We start from the raw sequence: 20,963 nt of genomic DNA, 5'->3' as shown, positions 1-20,963 counted from the left end.
CGTCGCACGCCCGATCCCACCGCGCGGCCTGCCGCCTCAACTGTATAATATGTGTAATCGAACCGACACCGACGTGTCGCGGACGCTCCGTAGTGGCCGCCCTCAGGCCGCGGTTGGGCGGCGACAAGGGGATCTGCAATGTTCGAGTTCCGGGGCGTGTATCGCGCTTCGCTTTTTCTGTCGTCGGCGACGATCGGGATCATGGCCTGCGCAACGCCGTCGATCGCCCAGACTGCATCCGTGCAAGCAAACGGTGAGGCCAGCGCCGATGCCGCGCCCGCCAACGCGACCCAAGACACGCCACGCGAGGCGACCGCAGACGGCACGATCATGGTGACCGCCAGCCGCACGACGCGGTCGTCGGTCGCGCTGTCGGGCGTCGAGATGCAGAAGACCATGCCGGGCGTCAGTCCGGTCAAGGCGATCCAGACGCTGCCCGGCGTCCAGTTCGAAACCGCCGACCCGTGGGGCAACAACGAGCAGAACATCTCGCTGGTCGTCCACGGGTTCAACCAGAACCAGCTCGGCTTCACGCTCGACGGCGTGCCTTTGGGCGATCAATCCTACGGCAATTTCAACGGCCTCTCGCCGCAGCGCGCGGTGATCAGCGAGAATGTCGGCCAGGTCCGCCTGTCGTCGGGTGCCGCCGATCTCGGCACGGCGTCGGCCAGCAATCTCGGCGGCGCGGTCGAGACGTTCACGAGCGATCCCGCGCGCGATCTCGGCCTCCGGTTCGCGCAGACGCTCGGCAGCTACAATGCGCAACGCAGCTATCTGCGGGTCGACAGCGGCGAATTCGAAGGCCTTGGCGGCACCAACAGCGGCTATGTGTCCGCGGTCCGCCAGAAGGCGCGCGCGTGGGAGTTCGACGCGAAACAGGGCGGTTATCAGGTCAACGCAAAGTTCGTCCACAAGGACAGTCACGTCACACTGACCGGCTATTTCGCCTTTTCCGACAAGCAGGAGCCGAACCAGGATTCGGTCGCGCACAATGCCGGCGGGATCGAGCCCTATTATCGCAGCCTGCTCTATCCGAACTTCGGCGCGGCGCTCGCCTATCTGGATGCCAACGGCAACGTCCCCGCCAACGCACCGGCCAATTACCTGAACTATTACGGCGATGCGCAGCGCAAGGACTATCTGGGCTATGTGAAGCTCGATTACCGCTTCTCGGATGCGGTGACGTTCTCGAACCAGGTCTATTATCATCACGACGACGGCGAAGGGCAGATTGCCGGGCCGATCACGGTGGCGGGTCTGCCCGCGCTGTTCCGCATCTATTATCCCGGCCAGAACCTGAAACAGGTGTTCGGCAATTCGGGCTATGCGCTGCGGACAACCGAATACACCGTCGACCGCGAAGGCCTGTTGTCGCGGCTCGCGATCGACGCGGGCAATCACGAGATCGAGCTGGGCGGCTGGTACGAGCACAACGCCAACACAGTCCGGCGCCGCTGGTACGCGTTTCCGGTCGACAATCCCTCGACGCCCTATGTCCGCGCCGACCCCGCACTGCGCCGCCTGACCCAATATGGCAGCGACGTCGATGTCGATATCGTCCAGTTCCACCTTCAGGATCGCTGGCACGTCACGCCCGCAGTCACGCTGGAGGCGGGCTTCAAGTCCAGCCTGCAGTTCGCCAATGGCGCAGTACCGGTCCAGCCGCTGCCGGGCGCGTTGTCGGGCGCCTCGACCGGCCTGCCCGAAGGCAAGATCAGCACCAAGAAATGGTTCCTGCCCGCGGTCGGTGGGACCTGGGACGTGACGTCGTCGGAACAGCTGTTCGCCAACGTGCAGAAGAACGTCCGTCAGTTCCAGACGTCGGTCGCCGCCGGGCTGTCGCCGTATAATCTCGGCAGCCAACAGGCGTTCGACCAGCTGAAGGCCGAAACATCGCCCGAAAGCTCGTGGACCTACGAGGCGGGCGTCCGCTCGCATCGCCAAGTGTCGCTCGGCCCGATCACCGCGATCGAAGGCCAGGTGAACTACTACCACGTCGACTTCAGCAACCGCCTGTTGCAGATCAGCGCGACGCCGGTGATCGCGTCGGTCGTCGGCGGCGTATCGATCCTGCAGAACGTCGGCGGGGTCACGACCAACGGCGTCGATTTCGCCACGACGGTACGGTTCGGTCCGCACTTCTCGCTCTACGACGCGCTGTCGTACAACAGCTCGAAATACGACGACAACTACACCAGCGGCACCGCGACGGTCCCGACGGCGGGCAAATACGTCCCCAACACCGCCAAATGGCTCAACAAGGTCGTCGCCAGCGCGAACGCCGGCCCGTTCGACGTCCAGGTGATCGGCGATTTCGTCGGCCGGCGCTTCGCCACTTACACCAACGATCAGTCGGTGCCGGGCCGCGTCCTGCTCAGCGCGCAGGCCGGGTACGCGCTGCCACCGATCGGCGGTCTCGGCCTGAAGAACACGCGGTTTTCGGTCAACGTCACCAATCTGACCAACCGCAAGGGCATCTACGAAGTCGTCGTCGGCGCGGCGAGCACGACCTACAACAGCTATGCGACGCCGCCGCGGCAGGTGTTCTTCACGCTGTCCGGCGCGTTCTGACCCGCCGTTAGGTCCTCGGACCGAAGTCCTTTGCCTCCCAAGGCATCGGCTTCGGTCCACCCGGCCCCGTCCGCGCGATGGTACCGAATGATCATGGTTTTCGGGCGCCCGGTCGGCTAGTTTTGCGCGATGACCAACCGGGGGGCCGTCACGCGAACGATCGCACTCGCGCCACTGCTTGGGCTGGCGGCGCTGGCGCTCGCTGCGCTGACGGGCGGGCTTTCGGCGAGCTTCATCGATCCCGATGAGTCCTCGCATTATATCAACACGCTGTTCATCGGCGACTGGTTGCGCGCCGGGCTACCCTCGCCGATGACGTTCGCGCAGGATTTCTACGCGCACTTTCCAAAGCTCTCGATCGGCCACTGGCCCCCCGGCTGGTACGCGCTGCTCGCGCCGCTGTTCGCGGTACTGCGCCCCCCGCCTTTCGCCGCCGCGATCCTCAGCGCGTTCATCGCCGGGCTGCCGGCGTCGCTCGTGGGCTGGGGCCTGTTCCGCACCGGCGCGCCGCGTCTGGCGATTGCCGCAGCATTCGTCGTGCTGCTCCTTCCGCTGGAGGTCGAGAGCGCGCGCTATTTCCTGCTCGACCAGCCAGTTACCTTGGTCGTCGGACTCGCCGGCATCGTCTGGCTGGCTGCGGCCGAGACCCCGTCATGGTGGCGTTTCGCGCTGTTCTCTGCGCTTGCCGTATTCGCGACACTGGTGAAGGGCAACGGCCTGCTTATCGTCCTCGTCCCCGCGATCGACATCGTCCTGTCGGGCCGCTGGAATCTGCTGCGCGACCGCAAACTGTGGGTTGCCGGGGCGGTGACCGGCGTGCTGATCCTGCCATGGTATCTGATCTCGTTCAGGATTTCGGCGGGGGGCTTCAACTATGCCCCGGGTCTCGCCTATGCCTGGGACTCGTTCGTCACCAATCTTCAGGCGGTGCGCGCCAATATCGGCTGGAGCGGGATCCTCCTCCTCCTGATCGGAACGATCTGGGGGTGGCGCGACGGCCGCGCAGGCCCGGTCGTCAGGCTGTCGGTCGCGATGATCCTCGCCACCTTGATCTTCCAGGCCGCCATCCCGGTCGCGTTGGTCGACCGCTACATCCTGCCGTTGCTGCCATGGTGCGCCATCCTCGTCGCGCTCGGCATTCTAACGCTGTGGCGCCTCGGCGCGGTCTACCGTGCTGCAGCGGTCGCGTGCACCGTCGGTGTGCTTGTCGTCCCCGCGGTCGCGCTGGCCCAGTTGACCGCCAAGCCCGATCTCGGCGCGCCATCGATCGCGCGGACCATGGTCGACACGCCCGGTCTCTGGCTGGTCGACGGTCGCGCCGGCGGCGAAGGCGCGGTGATCGCTGCGGCCGCCTATGCCGATTGTGGCCGACGGCAGATCTGGGTGGCCAGGGCCTCGCAGTGGCTATCGACCAGCGACTTCATGGGCCGCGGCTATGTCCTGACCGCGCGAACCCCACGCGACGCAGCGGCCACGCTGGACCGCCTCGGGATCCGTGGCGTGGTGGTCGTCGGCGAACGACGGCGGCTGGCCTACCCACACAGCATCGTCCTGACACAGGCGGTCGAGACGCCTGGGTATCTCCAGCGCAGAACCCGGTTCGCGATCGGTCCCGGCGCGACCCTGATCGCGGTTCGCGCGACTCCGATCACCGCCCGCCCGGACCTGCTTGCAACCGGTAGCGGCTCGCACAATTTCGCGGCGATGACCGGCACGCAATAATCGGTCCCGGTGCGCCCCGAAGGCGACGGCGCCGTTCAGTTTCAGTTTAGGTCATGAGATCATTACCTAAATTACAGGCTCGATATTATACAATCGTCGAAACTTTCCAGGCGTCGATCGATTAGCGATCCGACGACGGCCGGTTCGCGGACAATGTCGGGCGCTCGACAGCAAGTTTCAGGAATTCTCATGGCTATGACGGATGCGCCTTCCGCAACGGACACGCGGGATGAACCAGGCGGCACATCCGTCCCGACCAGGACGCTCGATGCGCTGAACTTCTTCCTCGCCGACGTGCGCGACGGGCTTGGACCATATCTCGCCATCTACCTGCTCGCGGTCCGCGGGCCCGCGCATGGCTGGAACGAGGCAACCGTGGGCGCAGTCCTGACGATCGCCGGGATCGTCGGTCTGATCTCTCAGACGCCCGCGGGCAGCCTGATCGATCGCACCAGAAACAAGCCGCGGATCGTCATGGTCGCCGCGTTGCTGGTCACGCTCAGCAGCATCTCGCTGCCGATCGTCACGGGTTTCACGGTCGTCGCCATCACCCAGTCGGTCGCCGCGGTCGCCGGCGCCGTGTTCGCGCCCGCAATCTCGGCGATCACGCTTGGGCTGGTCGGACCCAAGCTCTTCGCCAAGCGCGTCGGGCGGAACGAAGCCTTCAATCATGCGGGCAACGCGGTATCCGCCGCCCTGGCTGGCGTGTTGGCGTGGAAGTTCGGCCCCGTCGTCGTGTTCTGGCTGATGGGTGGCCTGACCGTCGCGAGCATCGTCACCGCGTCGCGGATCGACAACGGCGCGATCGACAACGCGGTCGCGCGGGGTCTCGACTGCGAACCGGACGAGGATTGCGAGCAGCCGAGCGGCTGGAAGGCGCTGATCGAGAACAAGCCGCTGATGATCTTCGCGGTGACCGCATTCCTGTTCCATCTCGCCAATGCCGCGATGCTGACCTCGGTCAGCCAGCTTCTGTCGCGCACGGTCGGCAAGGACCAGGCGACATCGCTGACCGCCGCCTGCATCGTCGCCGCGCAGTTGGTGATGGTACCGGTTGCGATCGTCGTCGGTCGCAACACCGAAAAATGGGGCACCAAGCCGCTCTTCCTCGTCGCCTTCGCGTTCCTCGCTGCACGCGGTGCGCTGTACACCGTGTCGAACGACCCGTGGTGGCTGGTCGGGGTCCAGGCGCTAGACGGCATTGGCGCCGGCATCTTCGGCGCGTTGTTCCCGGTGGTGATCGCCGACCTGACCAAGGGCACCGGGCGCTTCAACGTCAGCCAGGGCGCGGTCGCGAGCGCACAAGGCCTCGGCGCAGCGCTGTCGGCCTCACTAGCTGGCGCGATCATCGTCGGCGCTGGCTATACCGCCGGTTTCCTCACGCTGGCGGTCGTCGCCGGGCTCGGTCTGGCACTGTATTTGGTCGCAATGCCGGAAACAAAAAAGCGAGGTTGATCGGACCAGCCGACTGAACCCTCTACGAAAAACCGGTCGTCGCGCGAGACATTGGACGGCCGGTTGTCCGTAGCATTTCCAATAGCGCCGATAGGTTTCAGACCAGCAACTTATCCAACGTGATCGGCAGATCGCGGACCCGCGTTCCGGTCGCGTTATAGACCGCATTCGCGACCGCAGCAGCCACCCCGGTGATGCCGATCTCGCCGATCCCGTGCGCGCCCATCGGCGTGTGCGGGTCGGCGATGTCGGTCCAGATCACCTCGATCTCGGGCACGTCGAGATGCACCGGAATGTGATATTCGGCGAGACTGGGGTTCATGATCCGGCCGTTGCGCTCGTCGAATTCGGTCTCCTCCATCAGCGCTAGGCCAAGGCCCATGATCATGCCGCCGCGGAACTGGCTGCGCGCGGTTTTCGGATTGAGGATCCGGCCGCAGTCGAACGATCCCAAGAAGCGGCTGACGCGCACCTCCCCCGTCACCGCGTTGACGCGGACCTCGCAGAAGATCGCGCTGTGCGAGTGCATCGACCAGTGCATCTGTTCGAGCGGCGGCGATCCTTCGGCCGAGACGGTCACCGCATCGCGCTGCGCCCGGCCGAGGATCGAGGCGTAGGACTCGCGCCGGGTCGGATCGTCCAGCTTGGCGAGGCCGCCATCCTCGCTGCCGACCTCGTCCGGCGAAAGTCCGGCAAGCGGTGAATCGTTGCCGGCGAGTTTCAACAATTCCGCTACCAGCGCGTTATGCGCGGCGATCACCGCGCCGCCGATCGCGGCCGTCTGCTGCGATCCACCCGCGAGGATCGACCCGGGAATGATCGAATCGCCATAGCGAACCTCGACCGCATCGAGCGGCAGCCCGAGCCGTTCCGCGGCGACCATCGTCGTGGTGGTCGACGTTCCCATCCCCATTTCGTGCGCGGCGACTTCGACCAGCGCCTTGCCCGCGCGGTCGAGCGTGATCCGCGCTGCCGCTCCCGGCATCCGGTAATAGGGATAGGTCCCGGTCGCGCAGCCCATCCCGATCAGCCATTCGCCCTCGCGTCGCGCGCCGGGCAGCGCACGGGCGGCCCAGCCGAACGCATCCGCCCCAGCACGCCACGCCTCGACGATGTGCCGCGACGAGAACGGCAGGCCCGACGTCGGATCCACCTCCGGCTCGTTGCGCAGACGCAGGTCGATCGGATCGATGCCGAGCTCGACCGTGAGTTCGTCGATCGCCGATTCCAGCGCGAACGTCCCGACCGATTCACCGGGCGCGCGCATGAACGTGTTGGCGAGCATGTCGATCTTCACGACGTCGACCGACAGCTTGATGCTGTCCGCGGCATAGCCCGCGCGCGTGCCGAGAATGAACGGTTCGGGCATATGGTTGTGCGGCGTATCCGCGGTGGTCCCGGCGTGGATCAGCGCATGGAAATGGCCATCCGCATCCGCACCGATCGCGACGCGCTGCTCGGTCAGCGTACGTCCGCCAACGCCGCGGTAGACGCCCTCGCGCGTGAGCGTAATCCGGACCGGACGCCCGACCAGCCTGGCCGCCGCGGCGCCGAGGATCTGGTGATCCCACAGGCACTTGCCGCCAAATCCCCCACCGACATACGGCGAGGTCACGCGGACCTGCTCGGCCTTCAGGTCGAACACGTCCGCGATCGTCGCCGCCGCCATCGTCACCAACTGGCTGGCGTCGTGGATGATCAGCTCGTCCCCCACCCAGGCAATCGTCGCGGCGTGGGGCTCGATCGCGTTGTGGTTATGCCGCGGCGTTCGATAAACCTGGTCGACTTTGTGCGGCGCCGCGGCCAGCATGGCGTCGGCATCGCCGATTGTGTTCGACAGCGGTTGGCCCATGAAGGTTGCCGGCTCGGCGCCCTTGGCCTTTGCCGCCGCAAACGACGTGATCGATGCCTCTGCGACGTAGGTCGCGACGATCAGCGACGCGGCGTGGTCGGCCTGTTCCTGGGTTTCGGCCAGGACCACCGCGATCGGCTGCCCGTTCCAGGCGACGCGATCGTCCTGCATGATCGGCAGGTCGGCCGGCGCCGCCGCGGTCGGCCCAGACCCGAACACCGCGGGCTGGTTCATCCGCGGCGCATTGCGATACGTCATCACCGCGACGACGCCAGCCGAAGCCTCGGCCGCCGCCACGTCGAGCGTCGCGATGCGCCCGCGCGGGATCGTCGCGAACGCCAGCGCGGCATAGACCATGTCGTCGAGCGCGAATTCGGCCGCGAACCGCGCCGCGCCCTTCACCTTCAACGGACCATCCAGTCGCGACACCGATGTACCGATCAGGCCGTGCTGACGCGCGATCAGCGGATCGGGAACGCCGCCGGGAACCCAGCTGTCCGGCGCGAGCGGGACCAATTTGCTGACCGCACCCTGCACCAGACCCTGCGCGGTCTGCTTGACGGTATCGACGATGCTCATGCGGATACTCCCAGGTCGCCAAGGACGGCGACGATCGTCCGTTTCGCGAGTTCGATCTTGAAGCCATTGTCGCGAAGCGGCCTGGCGTCGGCGAGTTCGGCGATCGCCGCCGCGAGAAACGCCGCCTCGGTCGCCGGGCCACCCAGCAGCAGCGCCTCCGCCTTGGTCGCGCGCCACGGCTTGTGCGCCACGCCGCCGAGCGCGATACGCACGTCCCTGACCTGCCCGTCGACCACGTCGAGCGCCGCCGCGACCGAGATCAGTGCGAAGGCATAGCTCGCCCGATCGCGAACCTTGCGGTAGGTCGAGGTCGCCGCGAACGGCATCGCGGGCAGTTCGATCGCGGTGATCAGGTCGCCCGCCGCCAGCACCGTGTCGAGATCGGGACGATCGCCCGGCAGGCGGTGCAGTTCGCCAAACGGAAGCGCGCGCGCGCCGCCGCGGCCCTCGACATGAACGACCGCATCGAGCGCGGCAAATGCAACGCACAGGTCGGACGGATGCGTCGCGACGCAGGCCTCAGATGCACCCAGAATTGCATGGATACGCGTGAAGCCCCCGACCGCATCGCAGCCCTCGCCGGGCGCCCGCTTGTTGCAGCGCGAACCGTCGGTGTCGTAGAAATAGGTGCAGCGGGTGCGTTGGAGCAGGTTGCCGCCGACCGTCGCCATGTTGCGGATCTGCGCCGATGCCCCCGCGAGGATCGCCCGCGACAGCATCGGGTAGCGCGCACGTACCCCCGCATGCTCGGCAAGCGCGGTATTGCGCACCGCCGCCCCGATCAGCAGCCCACCATCCGCCGTCTCGGTGATCGTGTCGGACAGCCCGGTGACGTCGACAAGCGTGTCGGGCTTGGCGACCGTCTCGCGCATCAGGTCGACCAGATTGGTCCCGCCGCCGAGATAGGCGGCAGCGTCCGCATCGCCGAGACGGAGCGCTTCGGTGGTATCGCCGGCCCGCGCATACGCGAAGGGGGTCATGCCGCCATCTCCGCCGCGACGGTTTCGCGGATCGCATCGATGATCCCGTTATGCGCACCGCATCGGCACAGATTGCCGCTCATCCGCTCCTGCAATTCCTCGCGCGTCAGCTGCACATCCGCGGTGAGATCGGCGCTGACGTTGCTCGGTACGCCGCGCTTCGCTTCCGCTGCCATGCCGATCGCCGAGCATATCTGGCCTGGCGTGCAATAGCCGCACTGGAACCCGTCATGGTCAATGAACGCCTGTTGCAACGGGTGCAGCGCATTCCCGTCCGACAACCCCTCGATCGTCGTGACCCGACGCCCGTCATACTGGACCGCCAACGCGAGGCACGACAGGATACGCTCGCCGTCGACCAGCACCGTGCACGCGCCGCATGCGCCCTGGTTGCAGCCCTTCTTCGTGCCGGAAAGATGCAGCCCCTCGCGCAACAGATCGAGCAGCGAAACGCGGGGATCGTCGGGCAGAGCGACCGCCGATCCATTGACGAGTATCGGCATCGCACTCTCCTACCTAAAACACGTGCTCGCGCAGGCGACGCGGCCGGACATAATTTTATACCGAACGGTATAGGCGATTTATTGCGATGCGCCAGTGGCTTGCCGCGCGATATGTCGCCCTATTTTCCAAAGCGCATTTCACGCGGTATGCGGGCCTTCAAACGGAAGAGACCGGAGCAGGCGCGACGGCACCGCAACCGGGAATAAGCGATGGCAGACACGAATCCGACCGACTGGGACGCAGCACAGGTGCGCAAATGGCTCGACGCCCGGATCGCTGCGGCGCGGTCTGATCAGGTCGTCGCCGAGCGCGGCGGCTACGGCCAGCAGGACGATTGCGACAAGGCCACCGCCGAGGAAATGGTCTGCACGCTGATGCAGGCGAAGGACTCGGCGGCCGACCAGAAGCGCTTTGCCGCCGACCTCAAGGCGCTGCTCGACCGTGACGAGTTCATCTGGCGCGGCGTGTATGACGACACGCGGTTCGACCGCCACGCCCGAGCCTACGTCCGCAAGCTCGCCAAGATGGCCAAGACGAACAGCGGCTTCGACCGGACCGCGCGTTACCAGTAACGCGCGTCCCGTCCGATCAGAACAAGCGCTTCAGCAGACCGACGTTGGTCTTGCCGAGCTCGACGACCGAGTCGCCGCGACCGCTGATGATCGCCTTGGCCATGTAGAGCGTGAAGCCCTTCATCTGCTCGAGCGTGATCTTGGGCGGCATCGACAATTCGGTGCGCGCCGTCACCGCATCGAGCAACGCCGGCCCCGGATGCGCCAGGACGTCGCGGACGCCGGCCTCCACCTCGCCGGGATCGGTGATCCGGACGCCGTGGATTCCGATCGCCCGCGCCATCGCCGCGAAATCCGGATTGTCGAGCGCGACGCCGGTTTCGACCAGCCCCGCCGCCTTCATCTCCATCTCGACGAAGCCCAAAGTACCGTTGTTGAAGACGATGATCTTCACCGGCAGCCCGAGCTGACGAACCGTCAGCAATTCGCCCATCAGCATCGCCAGACCGCCATCGCCTGACAGCGTGACGACCTGGCGATCCGGGAAGCTGGCCTGCACGCCGATCGCCTGCGGCAGAGCGTTGGCCATCGATCCGTGATTGAACGACCCGATCAGCCGGCGGCGCCCGTTCATCTTCAGATAGCGCGCCGCCCAGATCGTCGGCGTGCCGACGTCGCAGGCGAACACCGCATCGTCCGCCGCGACCTCGCTGACGACGCGAGCGACGTGCTGGGGATGGATCACCCCACTGCCGGGCGTTCCGTCGGCGAGTTCGTCGAGACCCTTGCGCGCCTCGGCATAATTGTCGCGCGCGGATTTCAGGAACGCGCCGTCGCCTGCGCCCGTCAGATGCGGCATCAGCGCCGCCAGCGTCGCACCGACATCGCCGACCAGCCCGATATCGATCGCGGTCCGCCGTCCGAGATTTTCGGGAAGCAGGTCGATCTGCGCGACCTTGGCGTCGACCGGATAGAATTGACGGTAGGGAAAGTCGGTGCCGAGCATCAGCAGCACGTCGCAGCCCATCATCGCATCGTAGCCGCTCGAAAAGCCGATCAACCCGGTCATGCCGACATCATAGGGGTTGTCGTATTCAACGAACTCCTTGCCGCCGAGCGCGTGGACGATCGGCGCCTGGAGCCGTTCGGCGACTTCGAGCAGTTCGGCGTGCGCGGTCCGACACCCGCGGCCGGCGAGGATCGTCACCTTGCGGGCGCCGTTCAAGAGCGTGGCCAGTTCGGCGATATCGGCGTCCGCGGGGACCGTCGTCGAGCGCGGCGGCAACAAGGCTCCCGCCGACCGCGTCAGCGTGCCGGTGGTGGAGCGCAACGCGACATCGCCCGGCATCGCGACGACCGAGACGCCGCGATGGCCGACCGCGGCGCGGATCGCGGTCTCGAGCGTACGCGGCATCTGGTCGGCGTCGGAGATCGTCTCGCAATACACGCTGCATTCGCGGAACAGCGCCTCGGGACGCGTTTCCTGGAAATAGTTCGAGCCGATCTCGCCGCTCGGGATCTGCGCGGCGATCGCCAGCACCGGGACGCGGGTCCGGTTGCAGTCGTACAGACCGTTGATCAGATGCATGTTGCCGGGGCCGCACGACCCGGCGCAGACCGCGAGCCGACCGGTCAATTGCGCCTCGGCGCCCGCGGCGAACGCGGCCGCCTCCTCGTTGCGCATATGGATCCACTCGATCTTGCCCTGGCGCCGCAAGCTGTCGGTCAACCCGTTCAGGCTGTCGCCGACCACCCCGTAGATGCGCTCGACCCCGGCCAGATGCAGCGTTTCGGCGAACAGGTCGGCGATGACGGTCTTCGGCATGTAACGGCTCCAGGCAATTCGGATGATCGCTGTCGATCGAACGACGGACAGGACGCAAACGCGTTTCACGTCGGTAGGGATGCAGCGCGCGCAATCTTTCACACTAGTCCGGCTTGCGCGACACGAACGGAACGGCTTTGAGTCGCACCCGTCGGAAGCGCCCGTCGAGACAGTTCAGGTACACCATGGCCCGCAAGCATTCGAAACACATGCCCTATGAAGACCCGCAGGCAGCGGAGGAGCAGGACGTTCCGCAGGCGGTGCCATGCTGGTTGTGCGGCCGCCCGACCGGGACGACGATCGTCTGGCATCATCCGGTGCCGAAAAGCCGGGGCGGGCGCGATGTGGTGCCGATGCACCCGGTCTGCCAGCAGACGCTGACCACCAATTTCACCAATTCGGAATTGCAGCGCGCCGGGATGGATGTCGACAGCCTGCTCGCCAATCCGACCATCCGCAAGTTCGTCGACTGGGTCGCGAAGAAGGATCCCGATTTCACCGCGTCGCCAGCCAAGAAGACTCGCTGAGGCGTGCCCGCGGACGTTCATCCGGTAACCCCGGACGGCCGCTACTTCGTCGTCCGCGGCAGGCTATGGCGTTGCGCCGATCCCTCGCTGTCCGAGGATCGCCGTACCGCGCTGGTCGCCGAGCTGATGCAGGCCAGACGCGCGGTGGGGGTCGTGTTGCGCAAGGCCGACAAGGCAGCGTTGGCAGAGGCGCGGGCGGGCGTCGATCGTGCCAAGGTCGCGCTCGGCGAACGCGGACCGGTCTGGTGGGATGACGGCACACCGGACCTCAATCGCCGCATGGTCGCCAACACGCCCTATGCGGAGTGGTTCGAAAACGGCGCAAACGATCAGGGGTGAACGCCCGACACGGGTCGAAGGCAGCCGATGGACGCCGTAACGATGCATGCCCTACGACCACGACGCCTGAAAAACGATGTGACACCAATGACATACAGCCCGGCCAAGTATTCGCTGCAAAGACGCCGGAACCGCGAAACCGCCGTCTGACGCCCCCCGTTTTGCGCAAAATCGGTGCTTCGATTGGACCCGTAACGGACACATTTCAGCCAAAACGAATTGCCAAATGCATCGGGCCGGGACCTTGGTCGCCGGGAAATACCACTACAGATGAGGTGAGGGAATGAATTCTAACTTTGCAAAGCGTTCGGCAGTTGCGATGATCCTGCTCGGTTCGGTCAGCCTCGGCGGCTGCGCGACCAAGGGCTATGTCAACGATCAGATCGCCACGGTGAACACCCGCATCGACGGCATCGACGGACGTCTGCGCACGGTCGAGGGCGTATCCGGTCAGGCTCTGACCCAGGCCCAGGCTGCAGCCGGCCAGGCACAGCAGAACGGCCAGCGGATCGACCAGCTCAACGGCCGCGTCGATGGCGTCGACCAGCAGATGCAGCAGCTCCAGAAGCAGCGCGCGCGCAAGCCGCGCGGCTGATCGCCGAACATCTAATGCCGGGTAACCGGCACTTGTAACGGAAAACGGCTCTGCTAAATCGTCGAATGATCAATCTTCGAACGATGGCGTCAGAGCCGTTTTCTTGTGCGTTTCGGGTCGCCGCCTTGGTGTCGCTTGCGGCGGCACCTTGCCTCGCGAATGCCCAGACCGCCGACGCCAGCACTCGACCTGCCAAGACAGCGGCGAACGCGAAAACCGGCCCTGCCAAGCGCCCGTCGGTAAAAGGCACGTCTGCAAAGGGCGCAACTGCAAAACGCCCACCTTCAAAACGGAAGGTCGCGAGCGTTGCTCCCCCGGTGCCCGCTCCCATTCCGACAGAATCCGCATCTCGGGTGATGGCTTGGGTCAAGGCGGCGCAGGACAACGCCGCCCTCCCCTATATCGTCATCGATAAGCCGGCCGCCCTGCTCTATCTGTTCGCGGCAGACGGCACGTTGCTCGGACAGACGCCCGTCCTGCTCGGCATCGGCATCGGTGACGATTCGACCCCGGGGGTCGGGGCCAAGAAGCTGGAAGACATCGGCCCCGCCGAACGCACGACGCCCGCTGGTCGGTATGTCGCCAAGTTCGGTCGCGCGTTCGGCCATGAGCGCGTGCTCTGGGTGGACTACGCCAATTCCGTCGCGATCCACGCGGTCATCACCACGAACAAGAAAGAGAAGCGCGTCCAGCGGCTCCTGTCGCCATCGCCCGACGACAACCGGATCTCGTTCGGCTGCGTCAACGTCGGCACGCCCTTCTATACGCGCAAGCTCAGCCCGCTGTTCAAGAAGACCGGCGGTGTCGTCTACATCCTGCCCGACACCAAGACGCTGGACGAGGTATTCCCGCGCCTCCGGCTGCTGCCGTATCTCGACGGCGCGGCGCAGAGCGAGCCCGCTGCATGACCGTTATACCCGCTCGATCGAAGAGAAGAACTGCATGATCCTGTTGATGATTGCCGCACTCGCCGCGTCGAAGGCGCCCGTCGTGGTCAGTTCGCTGACGACGGAGCAACTGGTCAGCGACTGTCGTGGCAAGGACACCGATCCTGCCGCCACCTTCTGCACCGGCTACATCATCGGTGCGTTCGACACGCTGTCGCAGGCGCGCCAGATCTGTCCGAAACCCGCGAGCGCCTCGACGCTGGATACCGTCGCGTCGGTCCGGCGATACCTGCGGATGCACGACGAGCAATGGACCGATGCGCCATCCTTCGTCGTGCGCAACGCGTTACGGGCGAAATTTCCGTGCGGAAGCACCCCGGTCAAGCGGAAGCGCAAGTAAGCCTGTCAGGCGGACTCGTCGTCCAGCGCTTCGTAGATATCCGGGAAACTGTAGGCGGACGGCGGATCGTCGAAGGTGCCGCGTGCGAACACCACGACGTCGCCGGCCGCCACGTCCAGCTTGGCCCAGCTGTCCCAGCCGACATGGATGAAGTCCGGCGGCCCGAAGATGCGGATCGCACGCGAATATTCGTCCCCCCGAAACCCGACGAAATGCAGCGCGGGACGGCGCGAAGGGTTGGTATCGTTGGTCACGGCATCGGCGTAGCGGCAGAGACCGGAACACCCCGAACCTTGGCATGACGCACGCTTAGGACCGCCGCCGACCGCCGGTCGACACAGGTCCCTTTTCCTCTGCCGCGAGCCTGCGCCAGCGGTCGAACCGCTCCGGGGTCAGCGTCCCCGCAGCGATCGCCGCCTGGATCGCGCAACCCGGTTCGACGCGGTGCGAACAATCCGAAAAACGGCACTCCTGCGCGGCCAGCGTGAAATCGTCGAAGACCTCGGCGATGCCGGACGCTGCCTCGGACAGTTGCAGCTCGCGCATACCCGGCAGATCAAGCAGCCACCCGCCCTGTTCGAGCCGATGCATCTCGCGCACCGTCGTCGTGTGGCGACCGGTGCCGTCGATTTCGCGTATCGCCTGCGTCGCAATGCTGTCGGAGCCGCGCAACGTATTGACGAGCGTGGACTTGCCGACGCCCGACGATCCGAGAAACGCCACGGTCTTGCCCGGGCCGCACCATGCCGCGAGCCGCGCGACGTCGCCGGGATCGCGGCCATTGACCGTCTCGACCAGCAAACCCGGCTCGATCGCGCGCGCCGCCGCCGCGAAGGTTTCCGGCGTATCGGTCAGGTCGGACTTGGTCAGCACCACAACGGGCTGCACGCCGACCTCGCGCGCCAGCACCAGATACCGCTCCAGCCGCGCGACGCTGAAATCCTGGTTGCACGACGCGACGATGAAGACCGTATCGACGTTGGCCGCGATCATCTGATCCTTGCGCGGATCGGCCGGCGAGCGTCGCTTGAACAGGTTGATCCGGTGCAACACGCGGATCGGATGCCCCATCGCATCGTCGAACAACAGCCAGTCGCCGACTGTCGGGTGGTCGTCGGTCGGCTGCGCGCCGGGGATATAAGGCGAGACGAAGTCGCGCGATCCCTCGCCCGTCACCGCGATCTTGCCGCGATGGACCGCCATCACGCGGACCGGATGGCAGTGCTGCGCCTCCTCGTCCGAAATCTGCTCGCTGAAATGTGCAGTCCAGCCAAGGTCTGCCAAGGTGTCGGTCATCGGTGTCATCGGGTGACTATAACCGCTTTCGATCGGCCGGCATCGGATATTGCAGCATTCGATCAGCGGCAGATAGGCTGGGCTGATGGTCGTCGCGCATCCGCGCATTCCGTAGCGTAAAACATAACCAAACTCGTACAATTATACGATCCTGTCATAAAACGGTATCGAATCGGTCCTAGCTGCCCGGTCAACGGACGTGACAGTCCGCCCAACCATCCCAGGGGGGAAACCATGAACACGACACTCCCGATGCCGGTACGCCGGCAGCGATCGCGCGCGCTTGCTCTTTTGACCCATGTTGCCGGCGGGGCGCTGGCCGCCGCGATCGTCGTCGTTCCCGGCACGGCCGCGTTCGCGCAGACCAGCCCGGCCGCAGCGACGACGGACGACACGCTGCCCAAGCAAACCGCCAGCGAGGCGATCACCGGCGACATCGTCGTCAACGGCCGTCGTCAGCAGACCGCGCTCGCCGAGGAGCATGACGCGGTCGGCGTCATCGACATCGTTACCACCGGCGACGTCGCGATCCATTCGCAGACCGGGATCGCGGATCTCGCCAAGCAGCTGCCCGGCATCTCGGTGAGCCGCGACCAGGGTCGCAACCAGAGCGCGACCGGCGAAGCGCAATATGTCTCGATCCGCGGGTTCGACACCGGCTACAACGCCTACACGCTCGATGGCCTGCGCCTGCCTCAGGTCGCGGGCAGCTCGCGCGCGATCTCGCTCAACCTGTTCTCGCCGTTCGCGGTCGGCGCGATCGCGGTCGACAAGACGCCCGGGGCGGCCAAGGATTCGGACTCGATCGCAGGCATCATCGACCTGCGGACGCCGACCGCGTTCGACTTCTCGACCGACTTCACCCGCGCCCGCGTCCTAGCCCAAGGCGCGCAGCTCGCGCTCGATCGCAAGCAGAAGGGTTTCGGCGGCGCGGTCGGTATCGACGCCGCGCGGCGCTTCGGCAGCGACCATCAGTTCGGCGTCTATGTCGCAGGCTATTACGAGGAGCGCGCCAACGCCGCCGAATCGACCGCGGTGCAGAACGACTACAAGACCACCGCCTTCAACGTCGGCACGCCCCGCGCCAACGGCGACGCGTTGTCGGCCGACGGCGTCCAATGGAATTTCTACAACAACGAGATCAAGCGCTACGGCGCGACCGGCTCGCTCGACTATCACGGCGACCCCGTCGAACTGTTCGCGCGGGTGAACTACGCGACCTATCTCAACACCAACACGATGAACCAGACCGGGCTGCGCAACGAACTGACGCGCGGCCAGACCAACTCGAACCCGGTCCGCACCCTGACCGGCGGCAGCACGACCCAGTCATACAACGCCGCTGGCGTCTACACCCCGCTCGGCATCAACCCGGCCAGCTATTTCCGCACCGAGGACGTCGAGCAGGAGCTGTTCTCCGCGCAGCTTGGCGGCAAGGCGCACTGGAACGGCTTCACCGCCTCGCTCGAAGGCGCCTATGCCGACGGTCGGTTCGACCAGCCGCAGCGGATCGAGGCGGCATTCCGCGGGATTGCCTATAACGGCGCAGCGAACAACACCGGCGCCGCGACGCAGGGTGTCGTCGTCGACCTGTCCAACCCCAAATCGCCGCGGCCGGTGCTCTCGTCGGGGGCGAGCGCCTATGTCTCGTCGCTCGACCGGCCGAGCCAGCTCTATATCCAGCAGGGCTACGACTATCTGTCGGAGGTCAAGAAGACCGTAAAGGGCAGCATCGGCTGGGACGGCACCGGCGTGCTGACCAACGTCGCGATCGGCGGGCTGTACGAGGATTCGGACCGCGACGGTCGCTCGCTGGCGCCCGATGTCACGCGCTACCGGTTCCTGACGCCGCTTCAGAACGGGACCGTGCAGGGGCAGACTATCAACCAGTATAACGGCTATGTGCTGACCGACTTCCTCGATTATTATCCATCGCGCGGGATCAAGGTCCTCGAACGCAGCCAGCTCGATTCCCAGGTCAGCCAATATGTGAACCAGTCGCTCGTATCGCCGACGGTGATCAACCAGGGCCTGCTCAAGGGCAACGAAAAGCGCAAGGCGGCTTATGCGACGGCGACGCTGACGATCGGGACGCTGGAGGTGATGCCGGGGCTCCGGTATGAGGACAACAGCTTCCGGGCGCGGTATTTCTCGACCAACGCGAACGGCGTCGGCGGCAATTTCGTCGATGCCGGACGCGACTACGACCATCTCGACCCCAGCCTGCTGGCGGCATGGAAGCCCGATGCGCGGTTCGTCGTGCGCGGTGCGGTGCGATCCAGCTATGCGCGCCCGGCCTTCGACCAGCTCGCTGGCCCGACCCAGCGGAGCGATGCCGATTCCAGCGGCAACATCACCGTCACCCGGCCCAACCCGAACCTGAAACCGGTCGAGGCATGGAGCTATGACGCGGGCGTGGAATATTATGGCGGCGTCGGCCGCTACCTCCAGGTCGCGCTCTATTACAAGACGCTCAAGAATATCCTCGTGCCGACCGGGACGCGCTCGATCGGCGATACCGTCGGGTCGGTGACGACGATCCAGCCCGCCAACGGCCGCGACGGCAACGCACGCGGTATCGAGGCGTCGGGCCGCTTCACGATCGGCGACATGCTGGCGTCGAAATTCCTCGGCAATTTCGGGGTCGGCGGCAACATCACGTACCAGCACACCGAAGCGAACTATCAGATCTCGGCGACCGACATCCGGAAATCGACCCTGCCGCAGGCGCCGAACCTGATCTACAATGCCGAGATCTTCTATGCCGCCGGCCAGTTCCGCACCAACCTATCATACAACTACACCGGTCGTTTCCTAGCGACCGTGCAGGACAGCCAGCCGGACATCTACGTCCAGCCGATCGGCGAGATGAACTTCGGCCTCGCCTTCGCCGCCACCGAAAATCTCGAAATCGGCGTAGCGGCGCGCAACCTGCTCGATCAGCACACCTACTGGGCGACGGTCGGCAAGTCGGAACGCTACATCTCTAACGATCGCAACGGCGGCTACATGAATACCGGCCGCGTGTTCCAGTTCAGCCTGACGATGAAGATGTAATAGCTGGCATCACCGCCGGTCGCACGTGAATGGCGACCGGCGGCGATCAACTGGCCACTGGCCGCGCCGTCGTGGTATATAGGCCAGGACAGTGTGCCCAAACGCCGGGGAGTCTTGGAAACCGATGCTGTTGATCATGGCGGCACTGACGGTCGAACTTCTCGGACCGGTGACAGCCGGCTCACCGCCTGTCACGACGACATTCGCATCGGCGGCGCGAACCTGCGACGTTCTACAGGCGGCCTATACCGCCACGACAAACTCGCGATCGACAGCGTATCCCCCGGATGTACAGGCTGCTTCCCGCATCCTGTCCGTCCAGAGCTGGACGCCCGACTTCAAGGCTTCGCTCTCGCTGTCTTCGCAAGAGTTCGAGGACATGGCGGGCAATGCGACGGCCTATGCGGTGCCCAACTTCAAGCCTGCATGTGAATGGAAGGGGACGCGTGGCGCGGCAACCAACGAAGAGGGCCACGCCAGGTACGTGACATTCACGGCTCCGATTTTCGCAAAAACCGGACGTCTCGCGCTCGTCGAAGTGTCTTTTCGCGAACAGGATTCCTTCGGATACGGGCTGATCTGCGTCGTCCAGCGGCCGCAGGCGACGTGGTCGGCGACCTGCATGCGGAGCTGGATCACCTGAGGGCGGTCGCTACATCCCGCATCGGGTCGCCCCGCCCACCCCGCGCTAGAACTTCGGGTCGAAGTTGAAGAAGATAGGGTTCGACAGCGCGACCATGTTGCCGCTGAGCGCCATCGAATTGGGCACCTGCGGATAGGGTGTCTGCGGGCCCTCGACGGTGACGCGGTAATAGGTGCGACCGTGGACCGGCGGCGTGTCGGTGAAGGTCGCCGACCCGGTCGCGGGGTTGCTGGTATAGGCGCCGAAATCCTCCCCGTCCTTGACGACCTTGATCTTATACGCCGCACCCTTGATGCTGCCACCGACGAGCTTGACTTGGAACGTCACCGGCTTGCCGGTCGGCGCCGCGTTGTCGCCCATCATCATGTCCATTCGGCCGTCGCCATCGCGGTCCGCCATCAGCTCGACGCGCGGATCGTCGGGGTTGGCGCTGACCGAGACGCGGCCGTTGCCGAGCGCATCGATCACGCCCTGCGCGGTGCGCGTCCTGGCGAAGACCCAGGTCGTCGGCGTGCCGACATAGTTAGCGGTCGCCTGGATGCTGTTGGGCACGGTTTGTGCAGCCGTATCGGGAATGCCGTGATGCGAATCGCTGCCGCCGCGCCCGGTCAGCTTGCGACCCGATCGGAGCATGTCGTCCCAGATCATCATCGCGTTGAGGTTGGTCGGCCAGACCGCCGAGTTCCAGACCTCGATCGAGTCGACCATGTCGTAGGAGAAGCCGAAATGGTCCTTGCCGCTCGGATGGTTCGCCGACAGATGGATGCCGAGCGATTTCTTGACCGCGAGGATCTTCGCATCGCGCTCGTCCTCGACGTCGAACAGGCGCTGGTGATCATAGGGCTTGGCCGAAAAGACGTTGCCGTGGCCGCGCACCGTCGTCCATTCCGCGCCGTACAGCAGGATCACCGACTTCGACCTGAACTCGGGGTCTGACCAGGTGTTGTGTGCGACATCGCCGTGGACGTGATTGTCGTGGTCGGTGATCGCCAGATAATCGAACCCGGCGTTTTCGGCGAAGCGAATGATCTTCGCCTCGGGGTTGTTGCTCGAATCGGTGCTGTGCCGCGAGTGCAGATGGAGATCGCCCTTCAGCCACTGGCCCTCCGTCAGGCTGGCAACCGGCGGGATCTTCGGATCAACGGCGGCAGGAGCAGCCGCGTCTGCCGAGGAGGATACAAACACGAGCGCGATTAGCGCGAGACGATCGAGCATGATG

General features: G+C 65.4%; 18 protein-coding genes. 11 read left to right on the top strand and 7 right to left on the bottom strand.

The features are described 5' to 3' along the window. Window positions 1-138: 138 nt before the first annotated feature. The 3 genes from C8J43_RS11515 (at window position 139) to C8J43_RS11505 (ending at window position 5,748) form a co-directional block, all read left to right on the top strand. The gene (locus tag C8J43_RS11515) at window positions 139-2,571 is read left to right on the top strand and encodes a TonB-dependent receptor plug domain-containing protein (RefSeq protein ID WP_133031019.1); all 2,433 of its coding nucleotides are present in this window, start codon (window positions 139-141) and stop codon (window positions 2,569-2,571) included. 129 nt (window positions 2,572-2,700) lie between these two features. Next, a complete protein-coding gene (locus tag C8J43_RS11510) occupies window positions 2,701-4,293 on the top strand; it encodes a glycosyltransferase family 39 protein (protein ID WP_133031018.1) in 1,593 nt (530 codons plus the stop codon). Between the two features lie 189 nt (window positions 4,294-4,482). Next, the gene (locus tag C8J43_RS11505) at window positions 4,483-5,748 is read left to right on the top strand and encodes an MFS transporter (protein WP_165899614.1); all 1,266 of its coding nucleotides are present in this window, start codon (window positions 4,483-4,485) and stop codon (window positions 5,746-5,748) included. 97 nt (window positions 5,749-5,845) lie between these two features. Here C8J43_RS11505 and C8J43_RS11500 read toward each other — a convergent pair whose 3' ends face one another. From C8J43_RS11500 to C8J43_RS11490, 3 genes are read right to left on the bottom strand one after another with little or no spacing between them, the layout of a single operon-like run. Continuing rightward, window positions 5,846-8,179: a xanthine dehydrogenase family protein molybdopterin-binding subunit gene (locus tag C8J43_RS11500; RefSeq protein ID WP_133031017.1), complete on the bottom strand. Its 2,334-nt coding sequence runs from the start codon at window positions 8,177-8,179 to the stop codon at window positions 5,846-5,848. Further along, on the bottom strand, window positions 8,176-9,159 hold the full coding sequence (locus C8J43_RS11495; RefSeq protein WP_133031016.1) for a xanthine dehydrogenase family protein subunit M: 984 nt from the start codon (window positions 9,157-9,159) through the stop codon (window positions 8,176-8,178). The genes C8J43_RS11500 and C8J43_RS11495 overlap by 4 nt, the downstream gene beginning before the upstream one ends. Then, window positions 9,156-9,662, bottom strand: a complete 507-nt coding sequence (locus C8J43_RS11490) for a 2Fe-2S iron-sulfur cluster-binding protein (RefSeq protein ID WP_056049467.1) — start codon at window positions 9,660-9,662, stop codon at window positions 9,156-9,158. Before C8J43_RS11490 ends, C8J43_RS11495 begins: the two co-directional genes overlap by 4 nt. A gap of 210 nt (window positions 9,663-9,872) precedes the next feature. On the opposite strand from C8J43_RS11490, the gene C8J43_RS11485 reads away from it, so the two are divergent. Continuing rightward, window positions 9,873-10,235, top strand: a complete 363-nt coding sequence (locus C8J43_RS11485; RefSeq protein WP_133031015.1) for a hypothetical protein — start codon at window positions 9,873-9,875, stop codon at window positions 10,233-10,235. A gap of 16 nt (window positions 10,236-10,251) precedes the next feature. Here the strand turns inward: C8J43_RS11485 and poxB are convergent, their stop codons facing one another. Next, the gene (gene poxB, locus C8J43_RS11480; RefSeq protein ID WP_133031014.1) at window positions 10,252-12,000 is read right to left on the bottom strand and encodes a ubiquinone-dependent pyruvate dehydrogenase; all 1,749 of its coding nucleotides are present in this window, start codon (window positions 11,998-12,000) and stop codon (window positions 10,252-10,254) included. A 185-nt stretch (window positions 12,001-12,185) separates the two neighbouring features. Between poxB and C8J43_RS11475 the strand changes: the two genes are divergently transcribed. The 5 genes from C8J43_RS11475 to C8J43_RS11455 all read left to right on the top strand — a co-directional run bounded on the left by C8J43_RS11475 (window position 12,186) and on the right by C8J43_RS11455 (window position 14,748). Continuing rightward, window positions 12,186-12,527 carry a hypothetical protein gene (locus C8J43_RS11475; protein ID WP_133031013.1) on the top strand — a complete coding sequence of 114 codons (342 nt, stop codon included), beginning with the start codon at window positions 12,186-12,188 and terminating at the stop codon, window positions 12,525-12,527. Window positions 12,528-12,530: 3 nt separating this feature from the next. Continuing rightward, entirely contained in the window at window positions 12,531-12,866 is a 336-nt protein-coding gene (locus tag C8J43_RS11470; RefSeq protein ID WP_133031012.1) for a hypothetical protein, read from the top strand. Between the two features lie 319 nt (window positions 12,867-13,185). Further along, window positions 13,186-13,461: a hypothetical protein gene (locus C8J43_RS11465; protein ID WP_056049482.1), complete on the top strand. Its 276-nt coding sequence runs from the start codon at window positions 13,186-13,188 to the stop codon at window positions 13,459-13,461. A 353-nt stretch (window positions 13,462-13,814) separates the two neighbouring features. Continuing rightward, on the top strand, window positions 13,815-14,369 hold the full coding sequence (locus C8J43_RS11460) for a L,D-transpeptidase (protein WP_243645545.1): 555 nt from the start codon (window positions 13,815-13,817) through the stop codon (window positions 14,367-14,369). A gap of 34 nt (window positions 14,370-14,403) precedes the next feature. Further along, window positions 14,404-14,748, top strand: coding sequence for a Rap1a/Tai family immunity protein (locus C8J43_RS11455; protein WP_207893384.1), 345 nt, complete (start codon window positions 14,404-14,406; stop codon window positions 14,746-14,748). A 5-nt stretch (window positions 14,749-14,753) separates the two neighbouring features. Here C8J43_RS11455 and C8J43_RS11450 read toward each other — a convergent pair whose 3' ends face one another. Together C8J43_RS11450 and rsgA are read right to left on the bottom strand one after the other, a co-directional pair. After that, complete coding sequence (locus C8J43_RS11450) at window positions 14,754-15,002, bottom strand: hypothetical protein (RefSeq protein WP_207893383.1); 249 nt, start codon at window positions 15,000-15,002, stop codon at window positions 14,754-14,756. Between the two features lie 55 nt (window positions 15,003-15,057). After that, window positions 15,058-16,053, bottom strand: coding sequence for a ribosome small subunit-dependent GTPase A (gene rsgA / locus C8J43_RS11445; RefSeq protein ID WP_133031011.1), 996 nt, complete (start codon window positions 16,051-16,053; stop codon window positions 15,058-15,060). Between the two features lie 225 nt (window positions 16,054-16,278). Between rsgA and C8J43_RS11440 the strand changes: the two genes are divergently transcribed. Both C8J43_RS11440 and C8J43_RS11435 read left to right on the top strand, forming a co-directional pair. Next, a complete protein-coding gene (locus C8J43_RS11440) occupies window positions 16,279-19,101 on the top strand; it encodes a TonB-dependent receptor (RefSeq protein ID WP_133031010.1) in 2,823 nt (940 codons plus the stop codon). 124 nt (window positions 19,102-19,225) lie between these two features. Beyond that, complete coding sequence (locus C8J43_RS11435) at window positions 19,226-19,744, top strand: hypothetical protein (RefSeq protein ID WP_133031009.1); 519 nt, start codon at window positions 19,226-19,228, stop codon at window positions 19,742-19,744. A gap of 45 nt (window positions 19,745-19,789) precedes the next feature. Here the strand turns inward: C8J43_RS11435 and C8J43_RS11430 are convergent, their stop codons facing one another. Beyond that, window positions 19,790-20,959, bottom strand: a complete 1,170-nt coding sequence (locus tag C8J43_RS11430; protein WP_133031008.1) for a CehA/McbA family metallohydrolase — start codon at window positions 20,957-20,959, stop codon at window positions 19,790-19,792. Window positions 20,960-20,963: the final 4 nt, after the last annotated feature.

It is taken from the genome of Sphingomonas sp. PP-CE-1G-424 (assembly GCF_004341085.1).
Classification (GTDB): Bacteria; Pseudomonadota; Alphaproteobacteria; order Sphingomonadales; family Sphingomonadaceae; genus Sphingomonas.
This window is presented reverse-complemented; position numbering and strand designations above follow the sequence as displayed.

Coding starts and splice junctions, on each gene's coding strand:
- C8J43_RS11515 (WP_133031019.1), top strand. CDS start 139: ATGTTCGAGTTCCGGGGCGTGTATCGCGCTTCGCTTTTTCTGTCGTCG.
- C8J43_RS11510 (WP_133031018.1), top strand. CDS start 2,701: ATGACCAACCGGGGGGCCGTCACGCGAACGATCGCACTCGCGCCACTG.
- C8J43_RS11505 (WP_165899614.1), top strand. CDS start 4,483: ATGGCTATGACGGATGCGCCTTCCGCAACGGACACGCGGGATGAACCA.
- C8J43_RS11500 (WP_133031017.1), bottom strand. CDS start 8,179: ATGAGCATCGTCGATACCGTCAAGCAGACCGCGCAGGGTCTGGTGCAG.
- C8J43_RS11495 (WP_133031016.1), bottom strand. CDS start 9,159: ATGACCCCCTTCGCGTATGCGCGGGCCGGCGATACCACCGAAGCGCTC.
- C8J43_RS11490 (WP_056049467.1), bottom strand. CDS start 9,662: ATGCCGATACTCGTCAATGGATCGGCGGTCGCTCTGCCCGACGATCCC.
- C8J43_RS11485 (WP_133031015.1), top strand. CDS start 9,873: ATGGCAGACACGAATCCGACCGACTGGGACGCAGCACAGGTGCGCAAA.
- poxB (WP_133031014.1), bottom strand. CDS start 12,000: ATGCCGAAGACCGTCATCGCCGACCTGTTCGCCGAAACGCTGCATCTG.
- C8J43_RS11475 (WP_133031013.1), top strand. CDS start 12,186: ATGGCCCGCAAGCATTCGAAACACATGCCCTATGAAGACCCGCAGGCA.
- C8J43_RS11465 (WP_056049482.1), top strand. CDS start 13,186: ATGATCCTGCTCGGTTCGGTCAGCCTCGGCGGCTGCGCGACCAAGGGC.
- C8J43_RS11455 (WP_207893384.1), top strand. CDS start 14,404: ATGATCCTGTTGATGATTGCCGCACTCGCCGCGTCGAAGGCGCCCGTC.
- rsgA (WP_133031011.1), bottom strand. CDS start 16,053: ATGACACCGATGACCGACACCTTGGCAGACCTTGGCTGGACTGCACAT.
- C8J43_RS11440 (WP_133031010.1), top strand. CDS start 16,279: ATGAACACGACACTCCCGATGCCGGTACGCCGGCAGCGATCGCGCGCG.
- C8J43_RS11435 (WP_133031009.1), top strand. CDS start 19,226: ATGCTGTTGATCATGGCGGCACTGACGGTCGAACTTCTCGGACCGGTG.
- C8J43_RS11430 (WP_133031008.1), bottom strand. CDS start 20,959: ATGCTCGATCGTCTCGCGCTAATCGCGCTCGTGTTTGTATCCTCCTCG.